This window comes from Mycolicibacterium tusciae, assembly GCF_002086795.1.
Taxonomy (GTDB): domain Bacteria; phylum Actinomycetota; class Actinomycetes; order Mycobacteriales; family Mycobacteriaceae; genus Mycobacterium; species Mycobacterium tusciae.
Window position 1 is genome coordinate 361,933 of record NZ_MVIM01000003.1, and the last position, 25,585, is coordinate 387,517.

29 protein-coding genes are annotated in these 25,585 nt (G+C 65.8%); 18 read left to right on the top strand and 11 right to left on the bottom strand.

Features of this window, described 5'->3' with window-relative positions; genetic code table 11:
* Positions 1 to 3: 3 nt before the first annotated feature.
* The gene (locus tag BST47_RS07665; RefSeq protein WP_083124881.1) at positions 4 to 492 is read right to left on the bottom strand and encodes a tRNA (cytidine(34)-2'-O)-methyltransferase; all 489 of its coding nucleotides are present in this window, start codon (positions 490 to 492) and stop codon (positions 4 to 6) included.
* On the opposite strand from BST47_RS07665, the gene BST47_RS31015 reads away from it, so the two are divergent.
* From BST47_RS31015 to BST47_RS07690, 5 genes are all read left to right on the top strand, one after another.
* Entirely contained in the window at positions 491 to 721 is a 231-nt protein-coding gene (locus BST47_RS31015) for a hypothetical protein (protein ID WP_234809609.1), read from the top strand. The two genes, BST47_RS07665 and BST47_RS31015, sit on opposite strands and share 2 nt — an antisense overlap.
* Complete coding sequence (locus BST47_RS31020) at positions 718 to 1,104, top strand: recombinase family protein (RefSeq protein WP_234809610.1); 387 nt, start codon at positions 718 to 720, stop codon at positions 1,102 to 1,104. Before BST47_RS31015 ends, BST47_RS31020 begins: the two co-directional genes overlap by 4 nt.
* A 104-nt stretch (positions 1,105 to 1,208) precedes the next feature.
* Positions 1,209 to 1,397, top strand: coding sequence for a hypothetical protein (locus tag BST47_RS31025; protein WP_234809625.1), 189 nt, complete (start codon positions 1,209 to 1,211; stop codon positions 1,395 to 1,397).
* Positions 1,382 to 1,627 (top strand): recombinase zinc ribbon domain-containing protein, encoded by a 246-nt coding sequence (locus BST47_RS31030; protein WP_083124887.1) that lies wholly within the window; start codon positions 1,382 to 1,384, stop codon positions 1,625 to 1,627. The genes BST47_RS31025 and BST47_RS31030 overlap by 16 nt, the downstream gene beginning before the upstream one ends.
* 773 nt (positions 1,628 to 2,400) lie before the next feature.
* Complete coding sequence (locus BST47_RS07690; RefSeq protein ID WP_083124891.1) at positions 2,401 to 2,694, top strand: hypothetical protein; 294 nt, start codon at positions 2,401 to 2,403, stop codon at positions 2,692 to 2,694.
* Between the two features lie 386 nt (positions 2,695 to 3,080).
* Here BST47_RS07690 and BST47_RS07695 read toward each other — a convergent pair whose 3' ends face one another.
* The 3 genes from BST47_RS07695 to BST47_RS07710 all read right to left on the bottom strand — a co-directional run bounded on the left by BST47_RS07695 (position 3,081) and on the right by BST47_RS07710 (position 4,987).
* On the bottom strand, positions 3,081 to 3,422 hold the full coding sequence (locus BST47_RS07695) for a hypothetical protein (RefSeq protein ID WP_083124893.1): 342 nt from the start codon (positions 3,420 to 3,422) through the stop codon (positions 3,081 to 3,083).
* Positions 3,423 to 3,975: 553 nt separating this feature from the next.
* Complete coding sequence (locus BST47_RS07705) at positions 3,976 to 4,224, bottom strand: hypothetical protein (RefSeq protein ID WP_083124897.1); 249 nt, start codon at positions 4,222 to 4,224, stop codon at positions 3,976 to 3,978.
* 37 nt (positions 4,225 to 4,261) lie between these two features.
* Positions 4,262 to 4,987 carry a hypothetical protein gene (locus BST47_RS07710; RefSeq protein WP_133056204.1) on the bottom strand — a complete coding sequence of 242 codons (726 nt, stop codon included), beginning with the start codon at positions 4,985 to 4,987 and terminating at the stop codon, positions 4,262 to 4,264.
* 266 nt (positions 4,988 to 5,253) lie between these two features.
* Between BST47_RS07710 and BST47_RS07715 the strand changes: the two genes are divergently transcribed.
* The 8 genes from BST47_RS07715 to BST47_RS07750 all read left to right on the top strand — a co-directional run bounded on the left by BST47_RS07715 (position 5,254) and on the right by BST47_RS07750 (position 13,379).
* Positions 5,254 to 5,772: a hypothetical protein gene (locus BST47_RS07715; protein WP_083124899.1), complete on the top strand. Its 519-nt coding sequence runs from the start codon at positions 5,254 to 5,256 to the stop codon at positions 5,770 to 5,772.
* A gap of 593 nt (positions 5,773 to 6,365) precedes the next feature.
* Complete coding sequence (locus BST47_RS07720) at positions 6,366 to 9,188, top strand: ATP-binding protein (protein WP_083124900.1); 2,823 nt, start codon at positions 6,366 to 6,368, stop codon at positions 9,186 to 9,188.
* Positions 9,185 to 9,613, top strand: coding sequence for a roadblock/LC7 domain-containing protein (locus BST47_RS07725; RefSeq protein WP_083124901.1), 429 nt, complete (start codon positions 9,185 to 9,187; stop codon positions 9,611 to 9,613). Before BST47_RS07720 ends, BST47_RS07725 begins: the two co-directional genes overlap by 4 nt.
* Before the next feature lie 7 nt (positions 9,614 to 9,620).
* Entirely contained in the window at positions 9,621 to 9,992 is a 372-nt protein-coding gene (locus tag BST47_RS07730; protein WP_083124902.1) for a DUF742 domain-containing protein, read from the top strand.
* Positions 9,973 to 10,584, top strand: coding sequence for a GTP-binding protein (locus tag BST47_RS07735; protein ID WP_083124903.1), 612 nt, complete (start codon positions 9,973 to 9,975; stop codon positions 10,582 to 10,584). The genes BST47_RS07730 and BST47_RS07735 overlap by 20 nt, the downstream gene beginning before the upstream one ends.
* A gap of 4 nt (positions 10,585 to 10,588) precedes the next feature.
* A complete protein-coding gene (locus BST47_RS07740) occupies positions 10,589 to 11,152 on the top strand; it encodes a pentapeptide repeat-containing protein (RefSeq protein ID WP_083124904.1) in 564 nt (187 codons plus the stop codon).
* A gap of 42 nt (positions 11,153 to 11,194) precedes the next feature.
* Positions 11,195 to 12,043 (top strand): pyridoxamine 5'-phosphate oxidase family protein, encoded by an 849-nt coding sequence (locus BST47_RS07745; protein ID WP_083124905.1) that lies wholly within the window; start codon positions 11,195 to 11,197, stop codon positions 12,041 to 12,043.
* A 61-nt stretch (positions 12,044 to 12,104) separates the two neighbouring features.
* Complete coding sequence (locus BST47_RS07750; RefSeq protein WP_083125125.1) at positions 12,105 to 13,379, top strand: amidohydrolase family protein; 1,275 nt, start codon at positions 12,105 to 12,107, stop codon at positions 13,377 to 13,379.
* Here the strand turns inward: BST47_RS07750 and BST47_RS07755 are convergent.
* The 3 genes from BST47_RS07755 to BST47_RS07765 form a co-directional block, all read right to left on the bottom strand.
* The gene (locus BST47_RS07755) at positions 13,351 to 14,187 is read right to left on the bottom strand and encodes a GNAT family N-acetyltransferase (RefSeq protein ID WP_083124906.1); all 837 of its coding nucleotides are present in this window, start codon (positions 14,185 to 14,187) and stop codon (positions 13,351 to 13,353) included. The genes BST47_RS07750 and BST47_RS07755 overlap by 29 nt on opposite strands.
* Before the next feature lie 4 nt (positions 14,188 to 14,191).
* Positions 14,192 to 16,855 carry an FHA domain-containing protein gene (locus tag BST47_RS07760; RefSeq protein WP_083124907.1) on the bottom strand — a complete coding sequence of 888 codons (2,664 nt, stop codon included), beginning with the start codon at positions 16,853 to 16,855 and terminating at the stop codon, positions 14,192 to 14,194.
* A gap of 63 nt (positions 16,856 to 16,918) precedes the next feature.
* Positions 16,919 to 17,326 carry a nuclear transport factor 2 family protein gene (locus tag BST47_RS07765; RefSeq protein WP_234809611.1) on the bottom strand — a complete coding sequence of 136 codons (408 nt, stop codon included), beginning with the start codon at positions 17,324 to 17,326 and terminating at the stop codon, positions 16,919 to 16,921.
* A gap of 49 nt (positions 17,327 to 17,375) precedes the next feature.
* Between BST47_RS07765 and BST47_RS07770 the strand changes: the two genes are divergently transcribed.
* Complete coding sequence (locus tag BST47_RS07770; RefSeq protein ID WP_083124909.1) at positions 17,376 to 17,939, top strand: TetR/AcrR family transcriptional regulator; 564 nt, start codon at positions 17,376 to 17,378, stop codon at positions 17,937 to 17,939.
* 57 nt (positions 17,940 to 17,996) lie between these two features.
* Positions 17,997 to 18,458, top strand: coding sequence for a hypothetical protein (locus tag BST47_RS07775; RefSeq protein WP_083125126.1), 462 nt, complete (start codon positions 17,997 to 17,999; stop codon positions 18,456 to 18,458).
* On the opposite strand, the gene BST47_RS07780 is transcribed toward BST47_RS07775, so the two are convergent.
* Complete coding sequence (locus tag BST47_RS07780; protein WP_083124910.1) at positions 18,455 to 19,651, bottom strand: NADH:flavin oxidoreductase; 1,197 nt, start codon at positions 19,649 to 19,651, stop codon at positions 18,455 to 18,457. The genes BST47_RS07775 and BST47_RS07780 overlap by 4 nt on opposite strands.
* A 58-nt stretch (positions 19,652 to 19,709) precedes the next feature.
* Between BST47_RS07780 and BST47_RS07785 the strand changes: the two genes are divergently transcribed.
* From BST47_RS07785 to BST47_RS07795, 3 genes are all read left to right on the top strand, one after another.
* Positions 19,710 to 20,567: a bifunctional methylenetetrahydrofolate dehydrogenase/methenyltetrahydrofolate cyclohydrolase gene (locus tag BST47_RS07785; protein ID WP_083124911.1), complete on the top strand. Its 858-nt coding sequence runs from the start codon at positions 19,710 to 19,712 to the stop codon at positions 20,565 to 20,567.
* Positions 20,564 to 20,857, top strand: coding sequence for a DUF3017 domain-containing protein (locus BST47_RS07790; RefSeq protein WP_083124912.1), 294 nt, complete (start codon positions 20,564 to 20,566; stop codon positions 20,855 to 20,857). The genes BST47_RS07785 and BST47_RS07790 overlap by 4 nt, the downstream gene beginning before the upstream one ends.
* 120 nt (positions 20,858 to 20,977) lie before the next feature.
* A complete protein-coding gene (locus BST47_RS07795; protein ID WP_083124913.1) occupies positions 20,978 to 22,357 on the top strand; it encodes a cytochrome P450 in 1,380 nt (459 codons plus the stop codon).
* Here BST47_RS07795 and BST47_RS07800 read toward each other — a convergent pair.
* The 3 genes from BST47_RS07800 to BST47_RS07810 are packed head-to-tail and all read right to left on the bottom strand — an operon-like array spanning position 22,293 to position 25,548.
* On the bottom strand, positions 22,293 to 23,054 hold the full coding sequence (locus BST47_RS07800) for a class I SAM-dependent methyltransferase (protein ID WP_083124914.1): 762 nt from the start codon (positions 23,052 to 23,054) through the stop codon (positions 22,293 to 22,295). The two genes, BST47_RS07795 and BST47_RS07800, sit on opposite strands and share 65 nt — an antisense overlap.
* On the bottom strand, positions 23,051 to 24,208 hold the full coding sequence (metX, locus tag BST47_RS07805) for a homoserine O-acetyltransferase MetX (RefSeq protein ID WP_083124915.1): 1,158 nt from the start codon (positions 24,206 to 24,208) through the stop codon (positions 23,051 to 23,053). Before metX ends, BST47_RS07800 begins: the two co-directional genes overlap by 4 nt.
* Positions 24,208 to 25,548, bottom strand: coding sequence for a bifunctional o-acetylhomoserine/o-acetylserine sulfhydrylase (locus BST47_RS07810; protein ID WP_083125127.1), 1,341 nt, complete (start codon positions 25,546 to 25,548; stop codon positions 24,208 to 24,210). The genes metX and BST47_RS07810 overlap by 1 nt, the downstream gene beginning before the upstream one ends.
* Between the last annotated feature and the right edge of the window lie 37 nt (positions 25,549 to 25,585).

Sequence of the window (25,585 nt, forward strand, 5' to 3'; positions counted from 1 at the left end):
AGCTCAGACTGCGCCGCTGAATCCCTGCTGCCGCCACGCTTCGTAGACGACGACCGCTGCGGCGTTGGAAAGGTTCAGCGACCGTCGCCCCGCGAGCATCGGAATGCGCAACTGCGCGGTGATGTGCGGGTCGGCCAGTGTCGCCGCGTCCAAGCCGGTGGGTTCGGGGCCGAACATCACGACGTCACCCGGCTCATAGCTGACGTCGTTGAATCGTGCGCTGGCATGTGCGGTGAACGCGTACACGCGTTGCGGGGCGATGTGCTTCCACGCGGCGGCCAGGTTGCGGTGCACGGTCACCGACGCGAGGTCGTGGTAGTCCAAGCCGGCGCGCCGTAGTTTGGGTTCGGACAAATCGAATCCGAGCGGCTCGACGAGATGCAATTCGCAGCCCGTTGCAGCGACCATTCGGATCGCATTGCCGGTGTTGGGTGCGATGCGCGGCGAGAAGAACAGCACTTTCACCGGAGCGCCGTGAACCGTCTCTAACATGGCGAAACCTGCTCCCTCCGGTCTCCGGGTCCTCGGGCGGCTGCGGCTGTCGAGGTCCACCGAGGAATGTACTTCGATCACACGGCAGCGCGAGATCATCCAGCAGTGGGCCGAGGACGTGGACGCGTCGGGATCGGTCGACCGGTTCGAGTCGCCCGAGCTGGCAAGTGGCTCGGTGACAGAGCAGGCGAATGGGACATCGTCTGCTCGTGGAGGATGGACCGGATGAGCCGCAGCGCCATCCACGTCAACAAGCTGTTCGCCTGGTGTCTGGAACACGACAAGACAGTCGTGTCGTGCTCCGAAGGAATCGACATCACGACACCCGTGGGCCGACTCATCGCCAACGTCATCGCGTTCCTCGCTGAAGGCGAGCTCGAAGCCATCCGAGCGCGCGTCGCTGCCTCCAAGCGGAAGCTCCGCGAGGTTGGCCGGTGGGGCGGCGGTAAACCGCCATATGGCTACATGGCGGTACCGAGTGAAGACGGCAAAGGGTATCGACTCGCTGTCGATCCTCTGGCGTCGACCGTCGTCCGTCGAATCGTTGACGATGTTCTCGACGGCGGGTCGATCACCCGAATTGCTCGGAAGTTGAACGAGGAGCGGACCTGACGCCGGGCGATTACTACACGACCCTCAGGTCGGGCAAGCCGACGTTGCAGGCTGCCGATGGCGATAAGGACCTGATGAAGTGGGCGGCTAGTCCGATACGGAACATGCTGCGGTCCGGTGCTATTCGAGGATTCGCCCACCACAAGGGAGCCACTGTCCGCGACGACGAAGGCGACCCGGTGAAGCTCGCCGAGCCGTTGGTGACGCTAGACGAGTGGGAGCAAATACAAGCCCACCTGGACCGGATTCAAGAGTCCCGCAGGGGGTTCGCCGCACCGTGGCCAGCCCGTTAGCCGGGGTGGCGGTATGTCTGGTCTGCGAGCTCACTTTGCACCATGACCGGAACACGGCGAGGGGCCGGGAGTATCGGTACTACCGCTGCCAGAACCGCGGCAACGCCGACCACGCGGGTACGGCGAATCTCCCCGCCGACTGGCTGGAGGAACTGGCCGAGGAAGCGTTCCTAGACAAGCTGGGCGACTCCGAAGTCCGCGAACGGGTATGGGTGCCGGGGGACAGTTGAGAGGCCGACCTACGCGAGGCCCTGTCGGCTCTGGGCGAACTATCCGCCGCCGCTGGCCGTATGACCTCGGCCACGGCGAAACAACGGCTACATAAGCAACTGAGCGCGTTAGACGCTCGCATCGCCGAACTGGAGTCCGCACGGGCTCGTGAGGCCCGGTGGGAGTACCGACCTACCGGGGAGAGGTACCGCGACGTCTGGGAGTCCTCGGACACCGACGACCGCCGGGAGCTGCTCCGGAAGTCCGGTATCACCGTCGCCGCAGCAATATCCGGCAGCGGCGGTGGACGCTCGCCGTCGAACGCTGGCGCTCTCCGATTCGAGATTCGAGTGCCTGAGGACTGGCCGGGCCACCTTTCGATCTCGTCCGGGGAGCGACTTAGCATTGGGCTGTGGCACGTACACGTGACGAACTACTTGGGTTCCTTCGCGAACAGGTCGACCATCTCGAAGCGTCCAACGAGCTGTATGACTCTGGGCGACTGAGTGAGGCGAAGCGGATGGCACTGGCGGTTCGAATCCTTTTACACCACACCGCTCCTAGGTACACGTCACATGCTTTGATCAACCAGCTTGGCCTGGAGAACACTCTGACTTGGGTAGATACTGCTGGGCTGCCAGACCCGACGAATCTGTTGTCCACGCCCGGGCTAACTCGCTTCAAAATCACAGCCGGAGACACTTCAGATCCCGAGTACGAAGCGAAACTGGGCGACTATCCACCTACGCCCATCCGGACGAGGGGCGGACCCCGACTGCCCCGAGGCTCACGTGTGCCGTTCGATGAATGGTGGACGAACACCGTAATCAAGGACGCTGCAGGGACCGAGTACTCGCGCCGAAAGCTGGTCCTCGCATTGTCGAACAAGGAGGGCGGCGCACACGTCGACCCCGTAGCCGACGCCGACTACGACGCGTTAGCGAAAAGCAACTCGCTCGGGTGGTCGGTAGAGGTCGGCGAGGAAGACCCACGGCCAATGGCGCAGAACCCCGTGTTTCCTTCTATGCGCCAGATCTCTTACGAGGTTCTCGAATCTATTCGGCAGCAGCGCGATCGAATCAAGTAGGAGACGAGCGCAACCCGACGTGGACCGAGCCGTCGACGTACAAAACGTCAGGAACGGGGACGGGCCCTGAGTCGGACCCTGGTCCTCGTTCTCCGACTGCAGGTATCCGACCACCCTCCACAATGGTCTGAGCCTGCACAGCGTCGAATAAAGCGTGAGGACGTCGTCGTAGAGTTCCTCGGCCTGGACCGGGCCAAGGTCGTGGAAGACCTCCACGTCGACCACCGGCAGAGCGAACCGCTTCGGACGGTTCGCGTTTCGGGTGCCGCCTGCACGCGTCACAACGACCAGCGGATAATTCCGCTGAATCCACGTCCGGGACTTGGGACTGGACAGACACGTCGGGCAGTGCCGCCCGCAGTAGCGGCAGGATGACCGGCGGGGTCTCACGGGAGGACCTCGGGTCCGACGCTCTCAGCGGACCAGCTCTGCTGGCCGCTCACCGACCGCTCCAGTTGGTAATGGATATGGCGCGTCCGAGCCGACCCGTTGTGTCGCACCGGGTCACCGACGACGGAGTACTTCCGGCCTTGCCATTGGACCTTTGACTGAGCACCGAGGACATGGGGCCACGACCGAGAGAACCGGAGCCCGTACCGGGACCTCGTCAGGAAACCTCGGTCCTGGTCCTCGGTCGGATTACCGAGCGGCCAGATACGGGCCGCGGTCTCGATCCCGGTGTCGGACGCCTTCGTCAGCTTGTTGCCCGTCGCCGTCCGTGGTGACATCTTCCAGGTAGACGGTGACCGTCTCGTTAGTCCGGTCAAGGAGGCTCACTCAGACCACCGACCCGAACGTAGGGACAAGTTGGAACATGCCAAAAGCCTTGGTAAACCAAGGCTTCCCACTCCGCCGGCAGAACCTCCAGCTTGCCCGAAGCCAGCTTCCGGTCGCGGCTGTACTGGTAATCCCGTCGCCTTCGGAGTACAGCCCCTCCGGGTTGCGGACCAGGCGCAAAACCATGTCGGCCTCGACCTGGACGACGTCGGCCTCGGTGAACGTCTCCGCGCGGGGGAGGAGCCCTGGCACGAGAACGACGTCTAGGCCCGTAGGGCTTTGTTCATGCGTCGATACACCCAACCGGCCCCGCCCGCGCGGTCGGCAGAGCCGATCCGCTCTGGGCGGGCTATCGCCAGCCGCCTACCCCTTCAACCTGTAGTACAAGAGATTCTCGAAAAAAGTCTCACCCGAGTGACCAGGTTCACACGCCCCGGATCGGCCCCCTCTTCTAAGATCGCGGGCCGAGGCTTGGTTTCTAGGCCCAGCCATCGGCGTGTCGCCCTACTGCGTCCAGCTCGGATGCGAACGCATCCACTTACGGGTCTCGGCATCTACGGAGGTGTACTGGCCACCCGGTTCCCGGGCGGCGAGCCTCAACCTGACCAACTCGTCTGCGGCCTTCGTGTGATCGGGCGGCACGACCATGTCCGCGAGCATCGCCGCAGCGGCGGCGTCGTGCTCTTCCCCGGTTTCGGGGTGGTCGTGGACCTCTTGCAGCCAGTTCTGTTGCCTCTCGGTGTTTTGCGTCATGTGCCCAGTCTCCCCTCGGCTGCAAGTGATCAACAGGTCACTGATCGTCGAGATCTAGGTCCTGTTTGGCGGCTCGAACGAACTCGGTTGTGAGTTCGTCCGTCGACTTCGCTAGCAACGCTTGGTCGTAACTCGGTGGTGATGTTTCGGCGGGCACGCCGACGAGTAATTCGGCGAGCTTCAATCGGTCGGGTTTTGGATCAGGCCACGACTCAAACGACGAGTCGATTTCGGCGAGGACCGATTCGTAGTAGTCGTTTCGGTACTTGTCGCGTAGCGCGTGCGCCAGATTGATGACGCGTGTCGTGCTGGCGATCTCCGCGTTCGAGATCGCCTGGTCCAGCGCCGTGTACGCGCTCTGCCACGAGTCTCGGATGCCACCGATACTCGTTAACGGATCGCCCAACTTGTCGACACCACCATCCGCCGGGGGTACAGACCCGGACGGTGTGGTTCCCGTCGCCGGTGACTCGATCCCTGCGTGCGTATGGTCCATCCGATCGAACCCCGCTGCCAGTGTTCCCGCGGCCGCCAAAGCGCCGAAGGCTGAGGTGGAAAAGCTGCCTGAGTTCTCTAGCCGTGTGGCCTGTTGCAGGATCGCCGCGTAATGGTCTTGACGCTGGTCGCGCCGGAACTGCTGATCGCTTTGGTCCCGCTGCGCGTCGATGCTTGCTCGGTTGTTCTCCGAGGTCACCCAGGTTCCGAGCCCGACGCCGCCGAGGGCGACGACCGCGACGAGTAACGGGACCACCGCAGTACCCACCCAATCCCGGCTCGAATGGTCACTCGATCCGATCCCGGCGTTCCGAGCCGTAGGCGCGTCGTGTGGCCGACGCAACCGCAGTTGACGTTGCCGTTTAAAGGTTTTCCGATCTCCCACCCCTGGCATGGCGGCACGTTAACAAACCGGATGGACCGGCGCGGTGACACGACCGTCTAACTCCGCATCGACGACGATGAAGACGACACCGCGATTGACTTCGTGCGATGGGAGTCGGACTCCTCGGGGGCCAGCCATAATCAGGCCCTATGGCATGGGATTGGGTCGGCCCCGCAGCGACGGCAGCCGTCGGCATGGCAGGAATCCTCGGCACATTGCGCGGCGGCAGCAAGACGCTGGCACACGAGCGAACCCTCGCAACCGAGGCCCGACAACAACAACGGCTGGAGAACGCCTACGTCGATCTCCTCGACGTAGCCGAGCGGACAGGCAACTGGACGCACATGGTCTACCCGATGATGGACACCAACCCGCCGCAACCGGTACCGCCTGTGCCGTCTCTGGAGGAGCAAGCCCACACCGTCGCCCTCGTGAGGGCATTCGGGTCGGCCCTAGTCCTGGAGCGAATGTACGCCTGGCGGGCTATCGTCCGAGAAATGGTTGCGACCGCGGAGTTCATCGCGTGGGACGAGGCGAACCCAGGCCGACCCCGCGAGAACGGTGAACGGCTTCCCAGGCTCGTACTGCACGAACTGAGGACCAAAGAGCGGGAGGCTCGCGAAGCCCTCGGTGACCAAGTGGCATCCGAACTCGGGCACCGGAACTGACCTCCAGTTGCCGAAGCTCGGCGCCGCGCTTACCAGAGCGATAGCTCGCTCGTCCCGAACATCATGTCCGGGTCGGCCTTCAGCCGCGCCTCCCCGATCAGCTCGGCCCCGTCAAGAAAGTCCATCATCTTCCGACCCAGCGGGTCGGTCGTGCGGAGCGCGGTGTTCGGGTAGACGACGGGTGTGACTCTCCGGTGTCGAGGTCGGTTACCGTCCCGGGTACAGCCAGCCGGGCTCGATGATCTCGGTCGCCACCACGTCACCATCGCCGAACAGGTCGATACGCATAGCTCCCTTTCTACGTTCCGGATAAGTGATCCGCCGGCGAGAAGAACAGCACGCGGAACATTCATAGATCATTGCGCCGGGCGGGCTGACAGTCCAAAACGTGTTTGCTCTGTTATCACAAAGCGACTCAGACGTGCAGTTATGAACTCTGTCTGTCTAGTAAGAATGGTGGAATCAGCACGGCACGGCTGGCATACTCGATCAATTGCCAGGCGCACACCGCCAACCCGTGGACGCGGGCGAATTATCAGGAAGCATATGAACCACGCTCCAAAACTGAAATGCCGACACGCGGGCGAACGCCGATGAACGCCTTCTCGCAGGTGGCGCCGTCGGACGACGCGCCTGCCAATTTCGAAGCCAAAGCCGCGCCGCCGTCCAAGAGGCCGAGCCGTTGGTCGGTTTCCAATTGGCCGGTTCGCTGGAAAGTATTTGCGATCGTATTGGTGCCACTGGTTCTCGCAGGTGTGTTTGGCGGGTTGCGCATCTACAGCAGCATCACCGAAGCAACGGATTTGCGTCGTGCCGCCGACCGCACCGAAATGGTGCCCGCGATCGTGAACTACATGGCGGCGCTCGACCGCGCGATGTTGGCGAGTTCCACCGGCGGTGATCCCCAGTCCGCCCTCACCGAGTTCGATTCCAGCAGGCAGGAATTACAGCGCCGGCTATCCGACACCGACATCGCCGACGACGTCAGCAAGGGCGTCACGAGCATGATCGACGGCGGCCAGGCGCTGATGGACAGGGTCACGGCCAACAACATCAACCTGTTCGAGCGGGTCACTACCTACGCGCCGATCCTGCTCACCGCAGAGGACGCCATCAACGGGTCCGTACGCGTCGACGACGAGCGCATCACGGCCGAGACGCTCGGGTTGTCCCGCGCGGTCGGTGCCCGCGGTCAGATGATGATGCAGCAGCTGCTGGTGAACCTCGGCGGTGAACTGCCAGAACCCGAGCTGCGCACCAGGATGATCGCGTTGGCCGGCACGGAGCCCTCGACGCTGTTCGGGATGAGCCAGGTACTCGGCGTCGGCTCGGCGGAGGCTCAGCAGTTGCAGGGCGAGATGGTCAAGCGGTTGGCGATCATGTCGGATCCGGCTGCGGTTCTGGTCAACAACCCGGACCTGCGCGCCTCCGAAGCGGTCACCGATCAGATCGCGGGCCAGATCATCACCGACGCCACCGCTTCGGTGACGTCGACGGTGGACGAGCGCGCCGCCGCGCAGCGTACGGCGGCCATCCGGGATGCGGCGATCGTCGGGGGAGCAATGCTGCTGGCCCTGATCGTGGTCTTCGCGGTGGCGCTGTCGCTGGTGCGACCTCTGCGCCGACTGCGCGACAGCGCCCTGCGGGTGGCCCATGACGACCTGGCCCGTGAAATCGAGCACGTGCGTGCCGGCGGCGATCCGGGACCGATCGATCCGATCCCGGTGTACACCTCCGAGGAGGTGGGCCAGGTCGCGCACGCCGTCGACGAACTGCACGAGCAGGCGGTGCTGTTGGCCGGCGAGCAGTCGCGGCTGCAGCTGCAGGTCGGCGACATGTTCGAGACCCTGTCGCGGCGCAGTCGCTCACTGGTCGATCAGCAGCTGTCGCTCATCGACCGGCTCGAGCGCAACGAAGAGGACCCCGAGCGGCTGGAGAGCCTGTTCCGTCTCGATCACCTCGCGGCCCGGATGCGCCGCAACGGCGCCAACCTGCTCGTGCTCGCCGGTGCGAAGGTCCAGCGTGAGCAGGCGGAGCCGGTGCCGGTCTCGGCCGTCATCAACGCGGCGGCCTCCGAGGTCGAGGACTACACCCGCGTGGTGACCGCGACGGTGCCCGACAGCGAGGTCGCCGGCTCGGTGGCGGGCGACCTCGTTCACCTCGTTGCTGAGTTGCTCGACAACGCACTTCGCTACTCACCGCCGATCTCACAGGTGCGGGTGTCCGCGGTGCACACCGGTCAGGGAGGCCTCGTCATCGAGGTCAGCGACATCGGTCTCGGCATGACCGATTCGGACCTGCGGGTGGCCAATACGCGTCTGCAGTCCGGCGGCGAGGTCACCCCGTACACCGCGCGGCACATGGGCCTGTTCGTGGTCGGACGGTTGGCGGCGCAGCACGGTCTGGTCGTCAGGTTGCGCAGCACCATTGCGGGCGAGCCGAATTCGGGTACGACCGCAGGGGTCTACGTCCCCCCCGAACTGCTCGGCGGTGCGGATGCGCCGCATCAATACGGCGAACCCGAGTACGCGGCCGATGCGCACGCGGGCATCGCGACCGCGTTGGCACTCGACGACGACCATTCAGACGGCTGGGGCGACTACGAAGACGAGCCGCAGTACCGCAACGGCCATTCCGAGGTACCGGTCGCGTTGTTGCCGCAACGTGATCCCGGCGCCAGTGGGATCTCCGACGTCCCGGCGTCGCTCGCGCCGTCCGCGCAGCAGGACGCATGGGCGGACGACGAGTGGCCGGAAGACGAGTGGCCAGAGGACTCCATGCCCGCCCAGACGGGCGAGTGGGGCGCACCTTCTGCGCCCGCCGAGCGCCCGACGGACACGTCGGGTTTCTTCGCCGCACGGCAGCAGGCCGCGAGCAACAGTGCGGCCGCCCCTGCGGCGGAACCGGTTCGCCCGGCACCGCAGCCCGAACCCGTCCAACCCGCGGAACCGTCAGCCACGTCGGGCTCGGACGATGCGATCTACCAGCGCATGCTCTCCGAATGGCTGGTCGATCCGACGGAGCTGGCCAACAGCGCCGATCTGAATTGGGAATCGGTCTGGGACAGCGGCTGGTCGGCAGCCGAAGCCGCCGACGAGGCTCCGGTCGAGCAGCACACCGATGAGGGGCTGCCGGTGCGAGAGCCCGGTGCCCGGCTGGTACCAGGCGCGGCTGAATCCGCAGCTAGTGACGTCGAACACCACCGAAACGGCGGCGCTCACAGAAACACCGAGGTCGACGACGAGGTAGCATCGGCGGCTGAGTTCGGCTCCCCGGGGCCGGACGCATCATTCGCAAACGGTGATTTACCGCAGCGCGATCCCGATGCTGTCCGTGCGAGTATCAGCAGCCATTTCGGCGGTGTGCACGCGGGCCGCTCGCACGCGCGAGAGACCAGAGGAACAGATAGCCAGTGACCTCCCCGTCCTACCCGCCACGATCGACGCAGCGTGATTCGCTCGACTGGCTGGTCTCGAAGTTCGCGCACGACGTCTCCGGGGTCACCCATGCGGTCCTGGTGTCCGCGGACGGACTCTTGATGGCCTCCAGTGAGCACATCCCGGTCGAACGTGCCGACCAGTTGGCCGCGGTCGCCTCCGGGTTGGCCAGTCTGTCGACGGGCGCCGCGCAGCTGTTCGACGGCGGCTACGTCATGCAGTCGATCGTCGAGATGGAGAACGGTTATCTGCTGTTGATGCGCGTCGGCGACGGTTCGAACCTGGCGACGCTCGCATCGCGCAACTGCGATATCGGCCAAATCGGTTACGAGATGGCGATTCTGGTGGAACGGGTGGGCGCCGTGGTGCAGTCATCGCGGCGGCGCGCACCCCAGCACATGTGAGCGGCCGATGGACAACTGGGAGCGGGAGGTCGACGACGAGCCGAGTCTGGTCCGGCCTTACACGCTGACGGCCGGCCGCACCGAGGCCCGGTTGAATCTGCCGTTGGAAGCACCCATCGGAAAGCTCACGACGACCAAGCCGCCGCGCTGGCCGGGAAACGATGTGCGGGGCCGAATCCTCACGATGAGCGTCGAGGTCCCATCTGTCGCCGAGATCGCCGCGGGCCTGGCCCTACCGCTAGGGGTCGCACGGGTGCTGATCGGTGACCTCGTGACACAGGGATATCTGCAGGTACACACCACGCTCGGCGATTCGGAGACCGATGACGAACGACGAGATCTCATAGGAAGGACGCTGCGTGGCCTCAGGGCACTCTGAGAGGCGGTTTGCCTCGACGGATCCGGCGGCGAGGCGGGCCGCCGCTTCGACGAAGATCGTCATCTCCGGCGGCTTCGGCGCGGGCAAGACGACGTTCGTCGGCGCAGTCTCCGAGATCATGCCGCTGCGGACCGAGGCGTTGGTGACCAATGCGTCCGAAGGCGTCGACGGCCTGGACGCGACCCCGTCGAAGACCACCACGACTGTGGCGATGGACTTCGGCCGGATCACCCTTGGCGAAGACCTCGTGCTGTACCTGTTCGGCACACCCGGACAGCGCCGATTCTGGTTCATGTGGGACGACCTCATCCGCGGCGCTATCGGCGCGGTCATCCTGGTCGATGTCCGCCGCCTGCAGGACAGCTTCGCCGCGGTCGACTTCTTCGAAGCCCGCCGCTTGCCGTTCCTGATCGCGATCAACGAGTTCGACGGTGCACCAAGATATTCCATTCAGGCGCTGCGCAAAGCGCTGGCGCTCTCCGACCACATCCCGGTGGTCACGGTCGACGCCAGAGATCGTAACTCGTGCCGCGAGGCGCTGATCGCGGTCACCGAGTACGCGCTCGACACCCTGTCCTCGCTGCCCGGCTGAACCGGTGGGCGACAACGAACAGGCCTGGTTTGAAAGGGAGTTCGTCGCGTACGACTTTCGCGACGAGGATCTCAGCCGACTGCGCACCGAACGTGCGGTTTTCGACGAATGCGACTTCCGCGGTGTCGATCTAGCCGAGTCCGAGCACGTCGGCTCGGCATTCCGGAACTGCCGATTCGAGCGGGCCAGACTGCACCACAGCATATTTCAGCACTGCAGCATGCTGGGATCGGTGTTCACCGAATGTCAGATGCGCCCGCTGATACTTGTCGAGGTCGACCTCACGCTCGCGGTTCTCGGCGGGTGCGATCTGAAGAATGTCGACCTGTCCGGATGTCGGCTGCGGGAAGCCAGCCTGGTCGAAACCGACTTGCGCAAAGCGGTGTTACGCGGCGCCGACCTTCGCGGCGCTCGCGTGCAGAAAACCCGCCTCGAGGAGTCCGATCTTCGGGGAGCGCGCACCGACGCGACGTTCTGGACCACCGCGGCCCTGCGCGGCGCGAAGATCGACGTCGACCAGGCGCTGGCCTACGCCGCGGCTCACGGTCTGAACATCCATGGGGAATAACCGCTGTACATTCACGTTGAGAGCTGCATGCGAGCTGGTGAGATGACTGCGCAGACGGGGTTTCACGACGGAGAACTCGCGGTTCAGGACCGCGCAGGCGTCCGCGCGCAGGCGGCCCGCCTCGGGGAGGCGATGCTCTCCACTCCCGATCTGAACGGCGGCATGGGTGCCTTTCTGGCGGCCCGCGACTTCGCCGTGCTGACGGCCCGTGACGCCGACGGCCGGTTGTGGACGTCACCGCTGCTCTCCTCGCCCGGGTTCCTGCAGGCACACGACCACGAGCTGAAGGTCCACGCCCTGCCCTCGCCCGGTGACCCGTTGCACGACCTCGCCGCGGAGCAGCCGGTCGGCTTGCTCGCCATCGAGTTCGCCACCCGTCGCAGGGTCCGGGTCAACGGCACCCTGGCCCTGGTCGGCGACGACGGCCTACTGCTCGCGGTGGAACAGGCATACGGCAACTGCCCCAAGTACATTCATCCACGCCATCTCGAGCATTCCGACACTGCGGCGCCGGCTATCGAACGTTCGCCGGCGCTCAGCGCCGAGCACGCACAGCTCATCGCCGGCGCCGACACCTTCTTCCTCGGCACCATTCATCCGACTCGCGGAGCGGACGCCTCCCATCGGGGCGGCCCGCCCGGATTCGTCCGTGTCGAGGGCAACCGCCTGTGGTGGCCGGACTATCCGGGCAACAACATGTTCAACAGCTTCGGCAATCTCGCGGTGGATCCCAGTGCTGCGCTGCTGTTCATCGACTTCGACACGGGCACGACGCTGCACATCTCAGGCACCGCCACCGTCGAATGGGTGACGCCAAGCGACATCGACGGTGGTACCGGACGTCGCGTCAGCCTGACGGTCGAGTCGGTGGTGTGGGGTGCTCGCTGGTGAGCACCCGCCACGATCGCTGAATCTCGCCTGCGCTCGCCCCGACGGAGAGCATGATCAGGAGATGGCAGCCACCTGGGACATGATCGATCGCTATGTCGTCATCTCTACTGACACACATGCAGGCGCGGATCTCTACGACTACAAGGAGTATCTGCCCGCGCGACTTCATGACGATTTCGACGCATGGGCGAAGACCTACATCAGCCCCTTCGACGACCTGATCATCGCGACCGCCAAACGCAACTGGGATCACGAGCTGCGGATGTCGGAGATGGACGCCGACGGGGTGGCCGCCGAAGTGCTGCTGCCCAACACCGTGCCGCCGTTCTTCCCGACGTCCCCGAACATCACGATCAGCCTGCCGCGCACCCGCGAAGAGTTCGAACACCGATGGGCAGGCGTGCAGGCCCACAACCGGTGGCAGGTCGACTTCTGCTCGCTGGCACCGGATCGGCGTCGCGGGCTGATCCAGATATTTCCCAACGACATCGAGCTCGCTCTCGAGGAGATCCGCTGGGGTGCGCAGCAGCGGTGCTTCGGCGGCGTACTGCTGCCGGCGGTCTCCCCCGGGGATCCGAACGTCGCCCCGCTCTTTCATACGCGCTACGAACCGATCTGGGCGCTGTGTACCGAGCTCGACCTGACGCTGGTTCAGCACGCGGGTGCGGGCAGCCCCGTGATGCCGATGGATCAGCCGGCGTCGAACGCAGTGCTGGTGACCGAGATGGCACTGTGGGCGCAGCGTACGGTCAGCCATCTCATTCTCGCCGGGGTGTTCGAGCGCCACCCGACATTGCGCTTCGTGCCGACCGAGCAGGGGACCATGTGGTTGCAAAACCAGATGATGCTGCTCGACGTCATGGTGCCGAGCATGAAAACCGAAGCGGGCAACCGTACCTACGGAATGTTCGGCGGTTCGTCGATCGACGAGCTGACCATGGCGCCGAGCGAATATGCCAAGCGCAACTGCTACCTGGCGTCCGAACTCACGCCGTTCGAGAAGTCGATGGTCGACTACATGGGCGCCGATCACATCATGTGGGGCAGCGATTATCCGCACGAGGAAGGCTTCGCGCCGCATTCCAAGCTGGCGATCCGATGGGCGCTACACGACCAGCCCGAGGCCAACTGCCGAAAGATACTGGGCGGCAACGCCGGTCGCCTGTACCGCTTTGATCTCGACACGCTCGCACCGATTGCCGCCAAGATCGGGCCGACGGTCGCTGAGGTCGCAACACCGTTGGGGGACACCGGTTACGTCGCTCCGCCCGCGTTCGGTTACCGCCCGTTCGAAGGTGGGCTGGCGCTCAAGCGGTTGGCTCCGGCACGGGTTTGACCAGGATCGCGCGCGTGTAGAGCAGGTCGAAACCGCGGCGCTGCACGTTTTCCTGGGACTTGGAACCGGGCGCCGTCGTGACGACCGCGATGTCGCATCCCGCCGCGGCCGCGTCGACGAGCCGGGCCGCAAGCAACGCAGTCTGTACCCCGCGTCTGCGGTGTGCGGGAGCTGTTGCGGCACCGGTGAGTTGCGCGATGCCGTCGGCGAAGCGAACACTCGCCGCGCCCGCGACGACTCCGTCGGCCGTCGCGACGTAGCGAGTCGCCCCGGCGGCCACCATGTCGCGGGTCGCGTCGGCAAGGACGTCGCGCGGGAATTCCTCGTGCGACGCGACGCCTTGGGTGTCCGGGTTGGCGAAGCCTTCGACGACCGTGTCGAGCCAGGTCTCGAAATCCTCGTCAGCGCTCGGTCGAACATCGACACCGGGCGGTGTGACCCGCTCCAACCCGTCGGCCAGGGGGCGGCCGAGCACGTTCTCGAAGGAGACCAGCTGATAGCCGCGAGCTGTCAGCGCCGCGGCGATCTCGGGGTCGGCCAGGTGCGCCAGCTCGACCTGGGTCGGGCAGCCGCGCGACCCGAAAGCCGTTTCGATCTCCTGCAAGTCGGCGTCGGATGGCATGCCGCCGAACCCGAGACCGACGACCTTGTTGAAGGGCGAGTTCTCGCCGGCGAAACACGCTGCGCCGCCCGCCATCGCGATCTCGAAGCCCTCACCGCCACGGCGCCGTGCCGCATCGGCACCCGCGGCAATGAGACCTGCCTCCGCGCTCTCGATGCGCTCGGCCAGCGCAGTGCTGCAGAACATCGAATCAGTTGGCAGCGGCGAGCCGGATCTTCCACCGCACCAGGCTCAGGTAGCCGACGCAGATCAGGCCTTGCATGGCCATGTTGAACCACCAGGCGCCCGCGGTGTGCTTCCAATGCGAGTCTTGTGGTGTCAGCGGGCCCGGTACGAGCCTGATCAGATCGATCGTCGATGCCGTCGAGGCGAAGCCCCAGCGGGCTGGGGTGACCCACGCCATCTGGTCGAGCACGATGCGACCGGTCACCGGGATCATCCCGCCCTGGAACACCAGCTGCGACATGATCGCGATCACCAGCAGCGGCATGATCTGCTCGTTCGACTTGGCAATCGCCGAAAGCGCCAAGCCGACCATGGCCGCGCCGACACAGCACGCCGCGACGTCGACATATAACTCCAGGGACCGGTTCGGTAGCACCGCGCCGCTCTCGACGGCGCCGGGACCCCACCCCTTGCCCCAGATGTTGATCGCGACAACGATGCCGGACTGCAGCAACGCAAAGCAGGAGAATACGAAGACCTTCGCGAGCATGTAAGCGGTCGTTGACAATCCGACCGCCTGCTCGCGCAGGAAGATCGCCCGTTCACCGATCAGCGCCCGGATCGTCAGCGCGGTGCCCATGAAGATGGCGCCGACGTTGAGCAGCACCAGAATCTGTCCCGGCTCGTTCGGCGCTTCACCGCCCTGGATCGCCGGAACGGGAACACCGAAGCCGACGTCTCCGGGCACCGACAGCGACAGTGCGCCCATGATGAACGGCAGGAACGCCAAGAAGAGGAAGTAGCCGCGATCCGAGATGATCAGTCGCATCTGGCGGCGGGCGATTGTGGAGAACTGCTTGGGCAGACTCGTCTTGGTCGGTTCGCCGAGATCGGACGGTTTCTCGATCGCCGGGGGCGGCGCTGGCGGCCCGTGCTGGGCGAGGTAGCGCTGCTTGGCCGCTTCGGGGTCACCGGCGACCGAGCTGAAGATGTCGGCCCAGTTGGTGGTGCCCATCGATGAGCCGATCTCGCTGGGCGGCCCGTAGAACGCGGTCTTTCCGCCCGGTGCCAGCAGCAGCACCTGGTCGCAGACATCGAGATAGGTCAGCGAGTGCGTCACCACCAGCACGACGCGGCCCGCGTCGGCGAGCTGGCGCAGCATCGTCATGACCTGTCGGTCCAGCGCGGGGTCCAGACCCGAGGTGGGCTCGTCCAGGATCAGCAGCGATGGTCCGGTCAGCAGCTCGAGGGCGACGGAGGCGCGTTTGCGCTGACCGCCGGAGAGCTTGTCGACGCGGGTTTCGAGATGCTTGGTCATCTCGAGTTCCTCGAGGACCTGCATGACGACCTGCTCGCGGTCGGCCTTCGTGGTGTCGGGCGGCAACCGCAGCTCGGCGGCGAACATCAGCGCCTGCCGGACGGTCAGCTGGCCGTGCACGACGTCGTCCTGGGGAACCATGCCGATCCGGGAGCGCAGCGAGGCGTACTCGGCGTGGATGTTGTGACCTTCGAAGGACACGGTGCCGCTCGTCGGATGGGTGTAGCCGGCCACCAGCTTCGCGAAGGTCGACTTGCCTGCGCCCGACGGGCCGATCACGGCGGTCAGGGTGCCGGGGCGCGCCGCGATCGAGATGCTGTCCAGCAGAGTCTTATTGCCCTCGATGGTCCACGTGACCGAGTGCACTTCCAGGCCACCGGTCTGGGTGGCCGCTGCAGTCTCGGTGCGACGGGCCAGCGTGCCGCCGGTGAACACGAGGTCGATGTTGCCGATCGTGACGGTGTCACCCTCACGCAGCAGCGCCGAATCGACACGGGCGCCGTTGACGAACGTCCCGTTGATGCTGCGGTTGTCCCGGATTTCGGTGCCGTTCGGTGTCGGCAGCAGGGTCGCGTGATGTCGGGACGCCAGCACATCCGGTACGACGATGTCGTTGTCGGTGGCTCGCCCGATCTTGATCGCGCCCGGGCCGGCCACTGCGGCGGGCTTGTTCGGCCGCAGGATCTTCAGCATGCTCGTCGCGAGATTGCCCTCACCCGCACGTGGGGCGGCGGTCGGGCCCATCGCGGTGACCGACTCGAGCGCCGGCTGCGACATCGGCTGCGAATTCGGGGGTGGCCGCAGCGGCGGCGCGGGGCTCGACGGGGCGGACGGATACCCCGGCCCACCGCGGGCGGCCGGTTGTGGCGAGGAAGGGTATCGCGGTTGCGGCGCGGACGGGTACGCCGGCGGGCGCTGCGTGCTCGGCGGCGGCTGCGGCCGCGAAACCTGCGGCGAGGAGGCCGGCGGATGTGACGGTGTCTGCGTGGGCCACGACGTGTCAGCCGGGCGCGCCGCGTTGATGGGTACCGACTGGGTCGGTGTCCGACCGGCGGCGCCTTGATGCCGCCCGATCTCGAAACTCAATTGCGGCCCATCGGGATTGCCGATGTTGAGATGCTGACCGTCCTGCAGGTCAACGGTGGGCACCCGACGGTTGTTGACGTACATCCCGTTGAGGCTGCCGTTGTCGATGGCGACCCACCGCCCCTGGTCGAACCGCAGCACAAGGTGCGCGCGCGAGATCAACGGATGTGCGATTCGGATGTCGGCGCGAAGATCGCGGCCGACGACTACGTCGTTGCCCGGTGCGAACGTTCGGGTCGACCCGTCGTGTCGAACGGTCAGCGCGGGTGGGGCTGGTCGGCTCATCGCGACCAACTCTATCGGTATGACACCGATCTCGGCGCAGGTCTGGGGGTCGTCAATCCGCAGTCATCGGCACGGAATGCGCCATTGGGCAGTGTCAGTGATCTGGTGCAGTGCGGATATCCGGTCGCCCCGCGTCGTGATGACGTGAGCGAAAGCGGCATCGACAGCCGTCGCGCCGTCACGCGAAGGACCCCGGTACCGACCGATCACGACGATCCGGTCATCGTCGACCGAGAGGAATTCGACGGGGTCCACGGTCACGTCGTAGAGCGCGTCAATGCGGCCCCAGACCCCGGCGATCATGTCGTGCGGGCCGTTGTGCTGACCGCCGACATCGTGCGGCATACCCGCGCTGACCGTGCCGACGAAATCATCGGTGAGCAGCGCGAACAACTCGTCGGCTGCGGACCGGGCGATGGCGTCGTAGAAGCGCTGCGCGACGGTGACGGGGCCGGATTCGGACAGGGACACGGCTGCCTCCAAACTCATAATAGAGAGTGATCTCTATTATGATAGGACGATGCCAAGGCCCGCGCGATACACCGTCGACCAACTGCTCGACGCTGCGGCGACCCTGCTGGCTGACGAGGGACCGGCCGTCGTCACCATGTCGGCTGTCGCGCGCGCGGTGGGTGCGCCCAGCGGATCGATGTATCACCGCTTTCCGACCAGGGCCGCCCTGTGCGGCGAGTTGTGGATTCGCACCGAAACGCGCTTCCACTCCGGCATCACCGCGGCGTTATCCGACCCGGCAGACCCGCAGACCCGGTGTGTCGCCGCAGCCCGGTTCACGGTGCGCTGGTGCCGCGCGCATCCGAACGAAGCGCAGGTGCTGCTGGCCGGGGCCGACGCGCTGGCCGCCGCGGACTGGCCAGAACACCTGACCGCGGCCAGGCAACGTCTGCACCGCAAACTGCGGCACCTCATGAAAGAGGTGCCGGCCGTGACGGATCGAGTCAACGCCGCCGTCGTCGACATTCCCTATGCCGTCGTCCGGCGGCATCTGCTGGCCAAGCAGGCCATTCCCGGCAGCGCGGACAGCATCGTTGCCGACTGCGCGATGGCCCTCATCCCTGCCGGCTGAGAAACGCAAATAAGTGCCGGTTCGTACGGCGAGTCGCTCGGCGTCGAAGCTGTGTTCGTGGTGTCGTTGATCATGGTGTCCAAGCCGCCTGCAGCCCTGCTCACGGGCGTGGCGGCGGTGCTGGGGGTGGCCGCGGCGATCACGTCGCCGATGGCAGCCGCAGACCAGGCGTACCCCACTGATGATCGCGGTTTCGTCGACTCGCAGATTCGCTGCGACGCGCCCCAGTCGGCGGTCGCATTCAGCCGCACCGAACAATCCATCGTGGCGATCTGCGTTGACCAGGCCGGCCGCTACCAATACCGGGGAGCGCAGGTGGCCAACGAGGACGCCGTGCTCACCGTGGTGGCCGAACCGACGGTGCCCGGCGAATTCTTCGCCCAAAAGGACGGCGTCACCTACACCGTGACCGCGCAGAACCTGATCATCAAGACCGACGAGTGGGTGCGCACCGAACCGGTGCTGCAATTCGGCACGCAGCCGATGCTCGCGGTGGAGATGCCTACACCGCCCCGCTAACCGGGCGAGCCCGTCACCACGCAGTGCGTGTGGCTGTAGATCGTGGCCATGCATTTGTTGCAGTGCGTGCACAGCGACCGGATCGAGTGGGCGTCCCCGTCGTCCTGGATACGGTTGATCAGATCAGGCTCGGCGAGTAGCGCGCGTCCCATCGCCACGAAGTCGAAACCCTCGGCCATCGCCAGATCCATGGTTTCGCGATTTGTGATGCCGCCCAACAGGATCAGGGGCATCTTCAGTTCGGCGCGGAACTGCTTGGCGTCGCGCAGCAGGAACGCTTCCCGGTAGGGGTAGGCGCGAAGGAACTTCTTGCCCGTCATCCGGATGCCCCAGCGCAACGGTGGCTTGAATGCCGCCGCGAACTCCTTGACGGGTGCGTCACCGCGGAACAGATACATCGGATTGACCAGTGAGCTGCCCGCGGTGAGCTCGATGGCGTCCAGACCACCGTCGGATTCGAGCCACTTCGCGGTCTGCAGCGACTCCTCGAGTGAGATGCCCCCGCGCACGCCGTCGGCCATGGTCAATTTGGCGGTGACCGCGATCGGAGTGCCTTCGGCCTCCACCGCGCGTCGCACCGCCATCACCATGCCGCGCGCCACCTTGGCCCGGTTCTCGAGCGATCCACCGAATTCATCGGCTCGGCGATTGATCAGCGGGCTGAGGAACGAACTCGCGAAATAGTTGTGCCCCAAGTGGATTTCGACGGCGTCGAACCCGGCTTCGATCGCCATCCTGGCGGCGTTGGCGTGCGCGGCGATGATGTCGTTGATGTCGTCGCGTGTCGCCTTCTTGGCGAACCGCATCGAGAGCGGATTGAAGAACCGCACCGGCGCGTACGCCGTCGCCTTCGTCGAGCGGGCATTGGCCACCGGCCCGGCATGGCCGATCTGCGCGCTGATCGCCGCGCCCTCGGCGTGGATCGAATCCGTGAGCTTCTTGAGCCCGGGCATGGCCTCCGGACGCCACCAGATGACGTTTCCCTCGGTGCGTCCACCCTTGGTCACCGCCAGATACGCGACAGTCGTCATGCCGACTCCACCCGCGGCGGGCAGCCGGTGGTAGGTGATCAGGTCGTCGGTGACGAGCGCGTCCGGCGACGAAGCCTCGAACGTGGCCGCCTTGATGATTCGGTTGCGCAGCGTCACCGGGCCGAGTTTGGCCGGGGTGAACACATTGGGCTGTGTGTTCATACGCAGTGAGCATGCCAGACTGGCTTCGCGGGCGAGCGAAGCGACGGGAGAATCTTGCGTGGGTGCGATCACATTGGACGGTAAGGCCACACGTGACGAGATTTTCGTCGACCTCAAGGAGCGCGTGGCGGCGTTGACCTCCGCAGGTCACACGCCTGGACTTGGCACCGTGCTGGTCGGCGACGACCCGGGCTCAGAGGCTTATGTCCGGGGCAAGCACGCCGACTGCGCCAAAGTGGGCATCAACTCCATCCGCCGCGATCTGCCCGCCGACATCAGTCAGGCCACGCTCGACGAGACCATCGACGAGTTGAACGCCAACCCCGAGTGCACCGGCTACATCGTGCAGTTGCCGCTGCCCAAACACCTCAACGAGAACGCCGCCCTGGAGCGGGTCGACCCCGGCAAGGACGCCGACGGGTTGCACCCGACGAATCTGGGGCGGCTGGTTCTCAACGAGCCTGCGCCGCTGCCCTGTACCCCGCGCGGCATAGTGCACCTGCTGCGCCGCTACGAGGTGGAGATCGCAGGCGCCGAGGTGGTGGTGATCGGCCGCGGGGTGACCGTCGGCAGGCCCCTGGGCCTGCTACTGACGCGTCGCTCCGAGAACGCGACGGTCACGTTGTGCCACACCGCGACTCGGCATCTGCCGCAGCACACCCTCGAGGCCGACATCATCATCGCCGCGGCGGGGGTGCCGCACATGGTGACCGCCGAGATGGTCCGTCCCGGCGCCGCGGTGATCGACGTCGGAGTGAGCCGCGACGACGCGGGCAAGCTGGTGGGCGACGTACACCCGGACGTCTGGGACGTGGCCGGTCACGTGTCACCAAACCCCGGCGGAGTCGGTCCGCTCACGCGCGCATTCCTGCTCACCAACGTGGTGGAGCGAGCCGAGGTCCTGGCAGGTCAGTGACGTTGCGGGAGTTCGCGCACAAGGTGTTCGGCCGGCAGTGGCCAATTCTGCTGCCCGGCGTCATCGTGGTGGCGGCCTTCGCACTCGTGGTCGCCGGCTACTGGCGTCGCGGGGCACTCGTCCTTGCCATCGGAGTGGCCGTCGCTGCGGTGCTGAGGCTGACCCTGCCCGAAGACCGGGCGGGCTTGCTCGCAGTACGCAGTCGCGGCATCGACGTCGCCACGACCGCCAGCGTCAGCGCGGCGATTCTCTACATCGCGTGGACCATCGATCCGCTGGGCACCAGCTAGCGCAGTAGGCCTGCGTTGCAATTGAAGTAGTCAACTACGCTGGTGCCCCCACCGGCGCCCTGCGACGCTCCACCAAGCCGACTAGAGCCAACGCGGCTCTGCTTGCGATGGAGGGATGCCATGGTCGTGAAGGTCGAAAGCCTCGAGCTGAGTACGCTGCCGCCGGTCCCGAAGAATCCGCTCTCGTATTGGCAGAGAGTGCGTGCTGTCAGATCGTTGCACTTCGGCGTCGAGCAGCTGCGCAACGCCGGAGGCCCGGTGACGCGATTCAGCCTGGGTCCGAGGTGGCTCATGCCTCCGGTGGTGCTGGCAGCGTCGCCTCAGGGCATTCGCGACATTCTGGGCCGCAAGGACGATTTCATCGAGAAGACGGTCGTCCATCAGGAAATGCGCCACCTACTCGGCGGCAACCTGTTCGACCTCATGCACGACGAATGGTTGCCTCGAAGACGTGCGCTGCAACCGGTTTTCACCAAACAGCATGTCCGTCAGTTCGGTGGCCACATGTTCCACGCCGCGCAGACGGTTGCGGCCCGCTGGCCCGACGGTGGCGAAGTGGACCTCGACACGCAGTGCCGCACCCTCACCATGCGTGCGTTGGGTCGCTCGGTGCTCGGATTGGACCTCGATGAACGCGCTGAGACCCTGGCCGAGCCGATGCAGATCGCACTCAAGTACATCGCGGATCGGGCACTGCGTCCGGTGCGTCTGCCGAGGTGGCTGCCTACGCCCGCGCGCCGCCGCGCGCGGGCGGCCACCGATACCATGCGTCAGCTCGCGCAGGAGATCCTGCAGGCATGCCACGACGACCCGGCGAGGGATGCGCCATTGGTTCGGGCACTGATTGCCGCCACCGATCCCGTCACCGGAATATCTCTGTCTGACAGCGATATTCGTGACGAGCTGATTGTCTTCATGGTTGCCGGCCACGACACCACGGCAACCACGCTGGCCTACGCACTGTGGGCGCTGGGCCGTCAACCGGAATTGCAGGACCGCGTGGTCGCGGAAGTGGCAGAGCTGGGCGATCGTGAACTGACACCCGATGACATGTCGCGGCTGAGCTACACCGTCCAGGTGCTACACGAAGCGTTACGACTGTGTCCACCCGGCGCCACCGGGGCGCGGATGGCGATGCGCGATGTCGAGATCGACGGTTACCGAGTCGAAGCGGGCACGCTGCTGTTGTTCGGCATCATGTCGGTGCAACGCGATCCTGCGCTGTGGGACGATCCGCTGACCTTCGATCCCGATCGGTTCAGCCCCGAGAAGTCCAAGGTCCGCGACCGTTGGCAATACCTGCCGTTCGGCGCGGGGCCACGGTCGTGCATTGGCGATCACTTCGCCATGCTGGAGGCCACACTGGCGATGGCCACGATCATTCGGCAAGTCGAAATCCGCTCGCTGGACGACGATTTCCCGGTCGAGACGCCGTTCACGACCGTCGCCGCTGGGCCGATCCGTGCTCTCGCGACAAAGCGGCGCGGGTGCACACCGTGACGTACGGCAGTGGAAGGCCGTTCGAGTTGGCCAGTGCGGGATGGGTGGCCAGCAGTTCACGCACCCGGTCCAGCGTCGTGGTGCGCACCTTCTCCGGCGACGTGATGCAGTAGCTGCGTGAGGCGACCAAATCGATGACGGCCTGCGGTGTCACGTAATTCGTCCAGTCGACGCGGTGATGTTCGACATCCGTGAACACCTCTGGCAGCGTCGTCTTTTCGTTGAAGTGCGCATCCTCGTGGCCGATGATGGCGCCCAGATCCTTCACCCAGCCAAGTCGCTCGTCGCGGGCATTCCACACCAGGCCCAGCCGGCCACCCGGCCGCAGGACACGCGCCACCTCCTTGACGGCGCGCTCGGTGTCGAACCAGTGCCAGGCTTGGGCCACCAGCACCGCGTCGACGCTGTCGTCGGGCAGCGGGATCTCCTCGGCCGTGCCCAGCAGTGCGGGGGTATCGGGAAGCGAATTGCTCAGTAGCTCCAGCATTTCCGGGATCGGGTCAACGGCGATGACATCCAGTCCGCGTTCGACCAGGCGCGTGGTCAGCTTTCCCGTCCCGGCGCCGAGATCGAGGACATCGCGTGCCCGTTCCGGCAACAGCCAGTCGATCGACTCCGGGGGATAAGACGGCCTGCCGCGCTCATATGCCGCGGCTTCCGCACCGAACGACAGCGAGCGCTGCTGGCTGCTCGTCACCGCGCGGCCAACTCCAGCGTCTTGCGAATCAACTCGCCCACCGCCTCCGTCTCGACCAGGAACCCGTCGTGGCCGTAGATCGAGTCGACCACGTTCAGTTCGGTGCAACCCGGAAGGAGCTCGGCCAATTCCTGCTGCAGTCGCAGTGGGTACAGCCGGTCCGAGGTGATACCTCCGACCACTACCGGCACCGGGCAGCCGCGCAATGCCGCCTCCACGCCTCCGCGGCCGCGTCCGACGTCGTGGCTGGACAGGGAATCCGTCAGCGCCACATAGGTGCCTGCGTCGAACCGCGCCGACAGTTTGCGCCCCTGATACTCGAGATAGCTCTGCACCGAGTAGCGGCCGCCGGCCGCGGGATCCTCGTCGCCCTGTGGGTTGTTGGCGAAACGGTCGTCCAGTTCGGTCTCGCCGCGATACGTGAGGTGTGCGAACCGGCGTGCGATCTCCATACCGGTTCTCGGTGCGAGGCCGGTGTCGTAGTAGTCGCCGTCGCACCAGTTCGGATCGGATTTGATGGCCGCCACCTGGGTGCTCTGGGTGCCGATCTGGTCGGCGGTCGCGCGGGCCCCGACGGCCAGCACCAGCGCGGCGCGCACCTTGTCGGGATGGCCGACTATCCACTCCAGCGCCCTGGCGCCACCCATCGAGCCGCCGACCACGGCGGCGACCTCGGTGATGCCCAGCGCACTCAAGGCGGCGACGTCCGCTTCCACCTGGTCGCGCACCGAGACCGGCGGAAACCGGGAGCCCCACGCCTTACCGTCAGGATGCGGCGAGCTCGGACCGGTCGATCCGCGGAAGCCGCCGAGCACGTTGGTGGCGATGGCGCACCAGCGGTTGGTGTCGATCGGCGCGCCGGGTCCGGCCACCCCTTCCCACCAGCCCTCGGTTTCGTCGCCTGGACCGGTGGGCCCCGTGACGTGGGAGTCGCCGGTGAGCGCGTGCAGGACGACCACCACGTTGTCGCGGTTGGGCGAAAGCTCACCCCAGCGCTGCACGGCGATCGTGACGTCGTCGATGACCGCGCCGTTCTCCAGCGTCAGCGGGCCGATGTCGACGTAGCCGACTTCTCCTTCGGCGGGCAGCGTTGCGGGATCATGCTCTTCGCGCTCATCGATGTTCACGTCGAGTTCCTTATCGAGCAACGTCATCAGAATGCCGCCGCGGATTTCGGATCGGCCGACCCTCTGACCTGTTTGGCGGCGGCGAAGCCCTGTTCGAGGTCGGCCAGGATGTCATCGATACCCTCGATGCCGACCGCGAGGCGCACGAGCCCCGGAGTGACGCCGGTGGCCAGCTGCTCCTCGGGCGACAACTGCGCATGCGTCGTCGACGCCGGATGAATGACCAGCGACCGCACGTCGCCGATGTTGGCGACATGGCTGTGCAATGTCAGCGCGTTGACGAACGCCTTGCCCGCGTCGATGCCACCGGCCAGCTCGAACGCCAGTACCGCACCGGTTCCCTTGGGAGCCAACTTCTTTCCGAGCTCATACCACGGTGACGTGGGCAGCCCGGCGTAGTTCACCGAGATGACGTCCCCGTGCCCGGCGAGGTACTCGGCGACGCGCTGCGCGTTCTGCACGTGCCGTTCGACCCGCAGGCTCAATGTCTCCAGCCCCTGGGCGACCAGGAACGCGTTGAACGGCGAGGCCGCCGAGCCGAGGTCGCGGAGCAGCTGCACGCGCGCCTTCAATGCGTATGCGGGAGGGCCGAGTTCGGCGAACACCACACCGTGATAGCTCGGGTCGGGTGTGGTGAATCCGGGGAACTTGCCGTTGGTCCAGTCGAAAGTGCCGCCGTCGACGATCACGCCGGCGATCGCCGCGCCGTGCCCGCCGAGGTACTTGGTGGCCGAGTGCACGACGATGTCGGCGCCGTGGGCTAGCGGCTGGATCAGGTACGGCGTCGCGATCGTGTTGTCGACGATCAACGGCACGCCGTTGTCGTGTGCCACTGCGGCTACCGAGGGAATGTCGAGCACATCTATTTGAGGGTTGGAGATCGTCTCAGCGAAGAACGCCTTGGTGTTGGGGCGGACCGCGGCCCGCCAGGAGTCCAGGTCGTCGGCGTCTTCGACGAAGCTGACCTCGATCCCGATCTTGGGCAGGGTGTAGTGGAACAGGTTGTAGGTGCCGCCGTAGAGCCGTGGGCTGGAGACGATGTGGTCGCCCGCGTTGGCCAGGTTCAGGATCGCGAAGTGCTCAGCGGCCTGACCGGATGCCAGGAACAGCGCGGCGACGCCGCCCTCCAGCGCCGCGATGCGCTGCTCGACGACGTCCTGCGTCGGGTTCATGATCCGGGTGTAGATGTTGCCCGGCTCGGCGAGGCCGAACAGCGCGGCGGCGTGATCGGTGCTGTTGAACGTGTACGACGTGGTCTGGTAGATCGGCAGGGCTCGTGCGTTGGTCGCGATATCGGGAGTTTGGCCCGCGTGGACCTGCTTGGTTTCGAACGCCCAATTCTGGCTCGGGTCTTCTGGCGCGCTCATGAGACGGCCCTCCATTTGTGTCAGGGGGCCCGTCAAA

Bases quoted from the DNA above. Each gene is read 5' to 3' on its own strand.
- BST47_RS07695 (WP_083124893.1), bottom strand. From the start codon at position 3,422: ATGTCACCACGGACGGCGACGGGCAACAAGCTGACGAAGGCGTCCGAC.
- BST47_RS07810 (WP_083125127.1), bottom strand. From the start codon at position 25,548: ATGAGCGCGCCAGAAGACCCGAGCCAGAATTGGGCGTTCGAAACCAAG.
- metX (WP_083124915.1), bottom strand. From the start codon at position 24,208: ATGACGTTGCTCGATAAGGAACTCGACGTGAACATCGATGAGCGCGAA.
- BST47_RS07720 (WP_083124900.1), top strand. From the start codon at position 6,366: ATGAACGCCTTCTCGCAGGTGGCGCCGTCGGACGACGCGCCTGCCAAT.
- BST47_RS07745 (WP_083124905.1), top strand. From the start codon at position 11,195: ATGACTGCGCAGACGGGGTTTCACGACGGAGAACTCGCGGTTCAGGAC.
- BST47_RS07750 (WP_083125125.1), top strand. From the start codon at position 12,105: ATGGCAGCCACCTGGGACATGATCGATCGCTATGTCGTCATCTCTACT.
- BST47_RS31020 (WP_234809610.1), top strand. From the start codon at position 718: ATGAGCCGCAGCGCCATCCACGTCAACAAGCTGTTCGCCTGGTGTCTG.
- BST47_RS07665 (WP_083124881.1), bottom strand. From the start codon at position 492: ATGTTAGAGACGGTTCACGGCGCTCCGGTGAAAGTGCTGTTCTTCTCG.
- BST47_RS07760 (WP_083124907.1), bottom strand. From the start codon at position 16,855: ATGAGCCGACCAGCCCCACCCGCGCTGACCGTTCGACACGACGGGTCG.
- BST47_RS07780 (WP_083124910.1), bottom strand. From the start codon at position 19,651: ATGAACACACAGCCCAATGTGTTCACCCCGGCCAAACTCGGCCCGGTG.
- BST47_RS31015 (WP_234809609.1), top strand. From the start codon at position 491: ATGGCGAAACCTGCTCCCTCCGGTCTCCGGGTCCTCGGGCGGCTGCGG.
- BST47_RS07730 (WP_083124902.1), top strand. From the start codon at position 9,621: ATGGACAACTGGGAGCGGGAGGTCGACGACGAGCCGAGTCTGGTCCGG.
- BST47_RS07705 (WP_083124897.1), bottom strand. From the start codon at position 4,224: ATGACGCAAAACACCGAGAGGCAACAGAACTGGCTGCAAGAGGTCCAC.
- BST47_RS07795 (WP_083124913.1), top strand. From the start codon at position 20,978: ATGGTCGTGAAGGTCGAAAGCCTCGAGCTGAGTACGCTGCCGCCGGTC.
- BST47_RS07755 (WP_083124906.1), bottom strand. From the start codon at position 14,187: ATGTTCTGCAGCACTGCGCTGGCCGAGCGCATCGAGAGCGCGGAGGCA.
- BST47_RS31025 (WP_234809625.1), top strand. From the start codon at position 1,209: ATGCTGCGGTCCGGTGCTATTCGAGGATTCGCCCACCACAAGGGAGCC.
- BST47_RS07770 (WP_083124909.1), top strand. From the start codon at position 17,376: ATGCCAAGGCCCGCGCGATACACCGTCGACCAACTGCTCGACGCTGCG.
- BST47_RS07715 (WP_083124899.1), top strand. From the start codon at position 5,254: ATGGCATGGGATTGGGTCGGCCCCGCAGCGACGGCAGCCGTCGGCATG.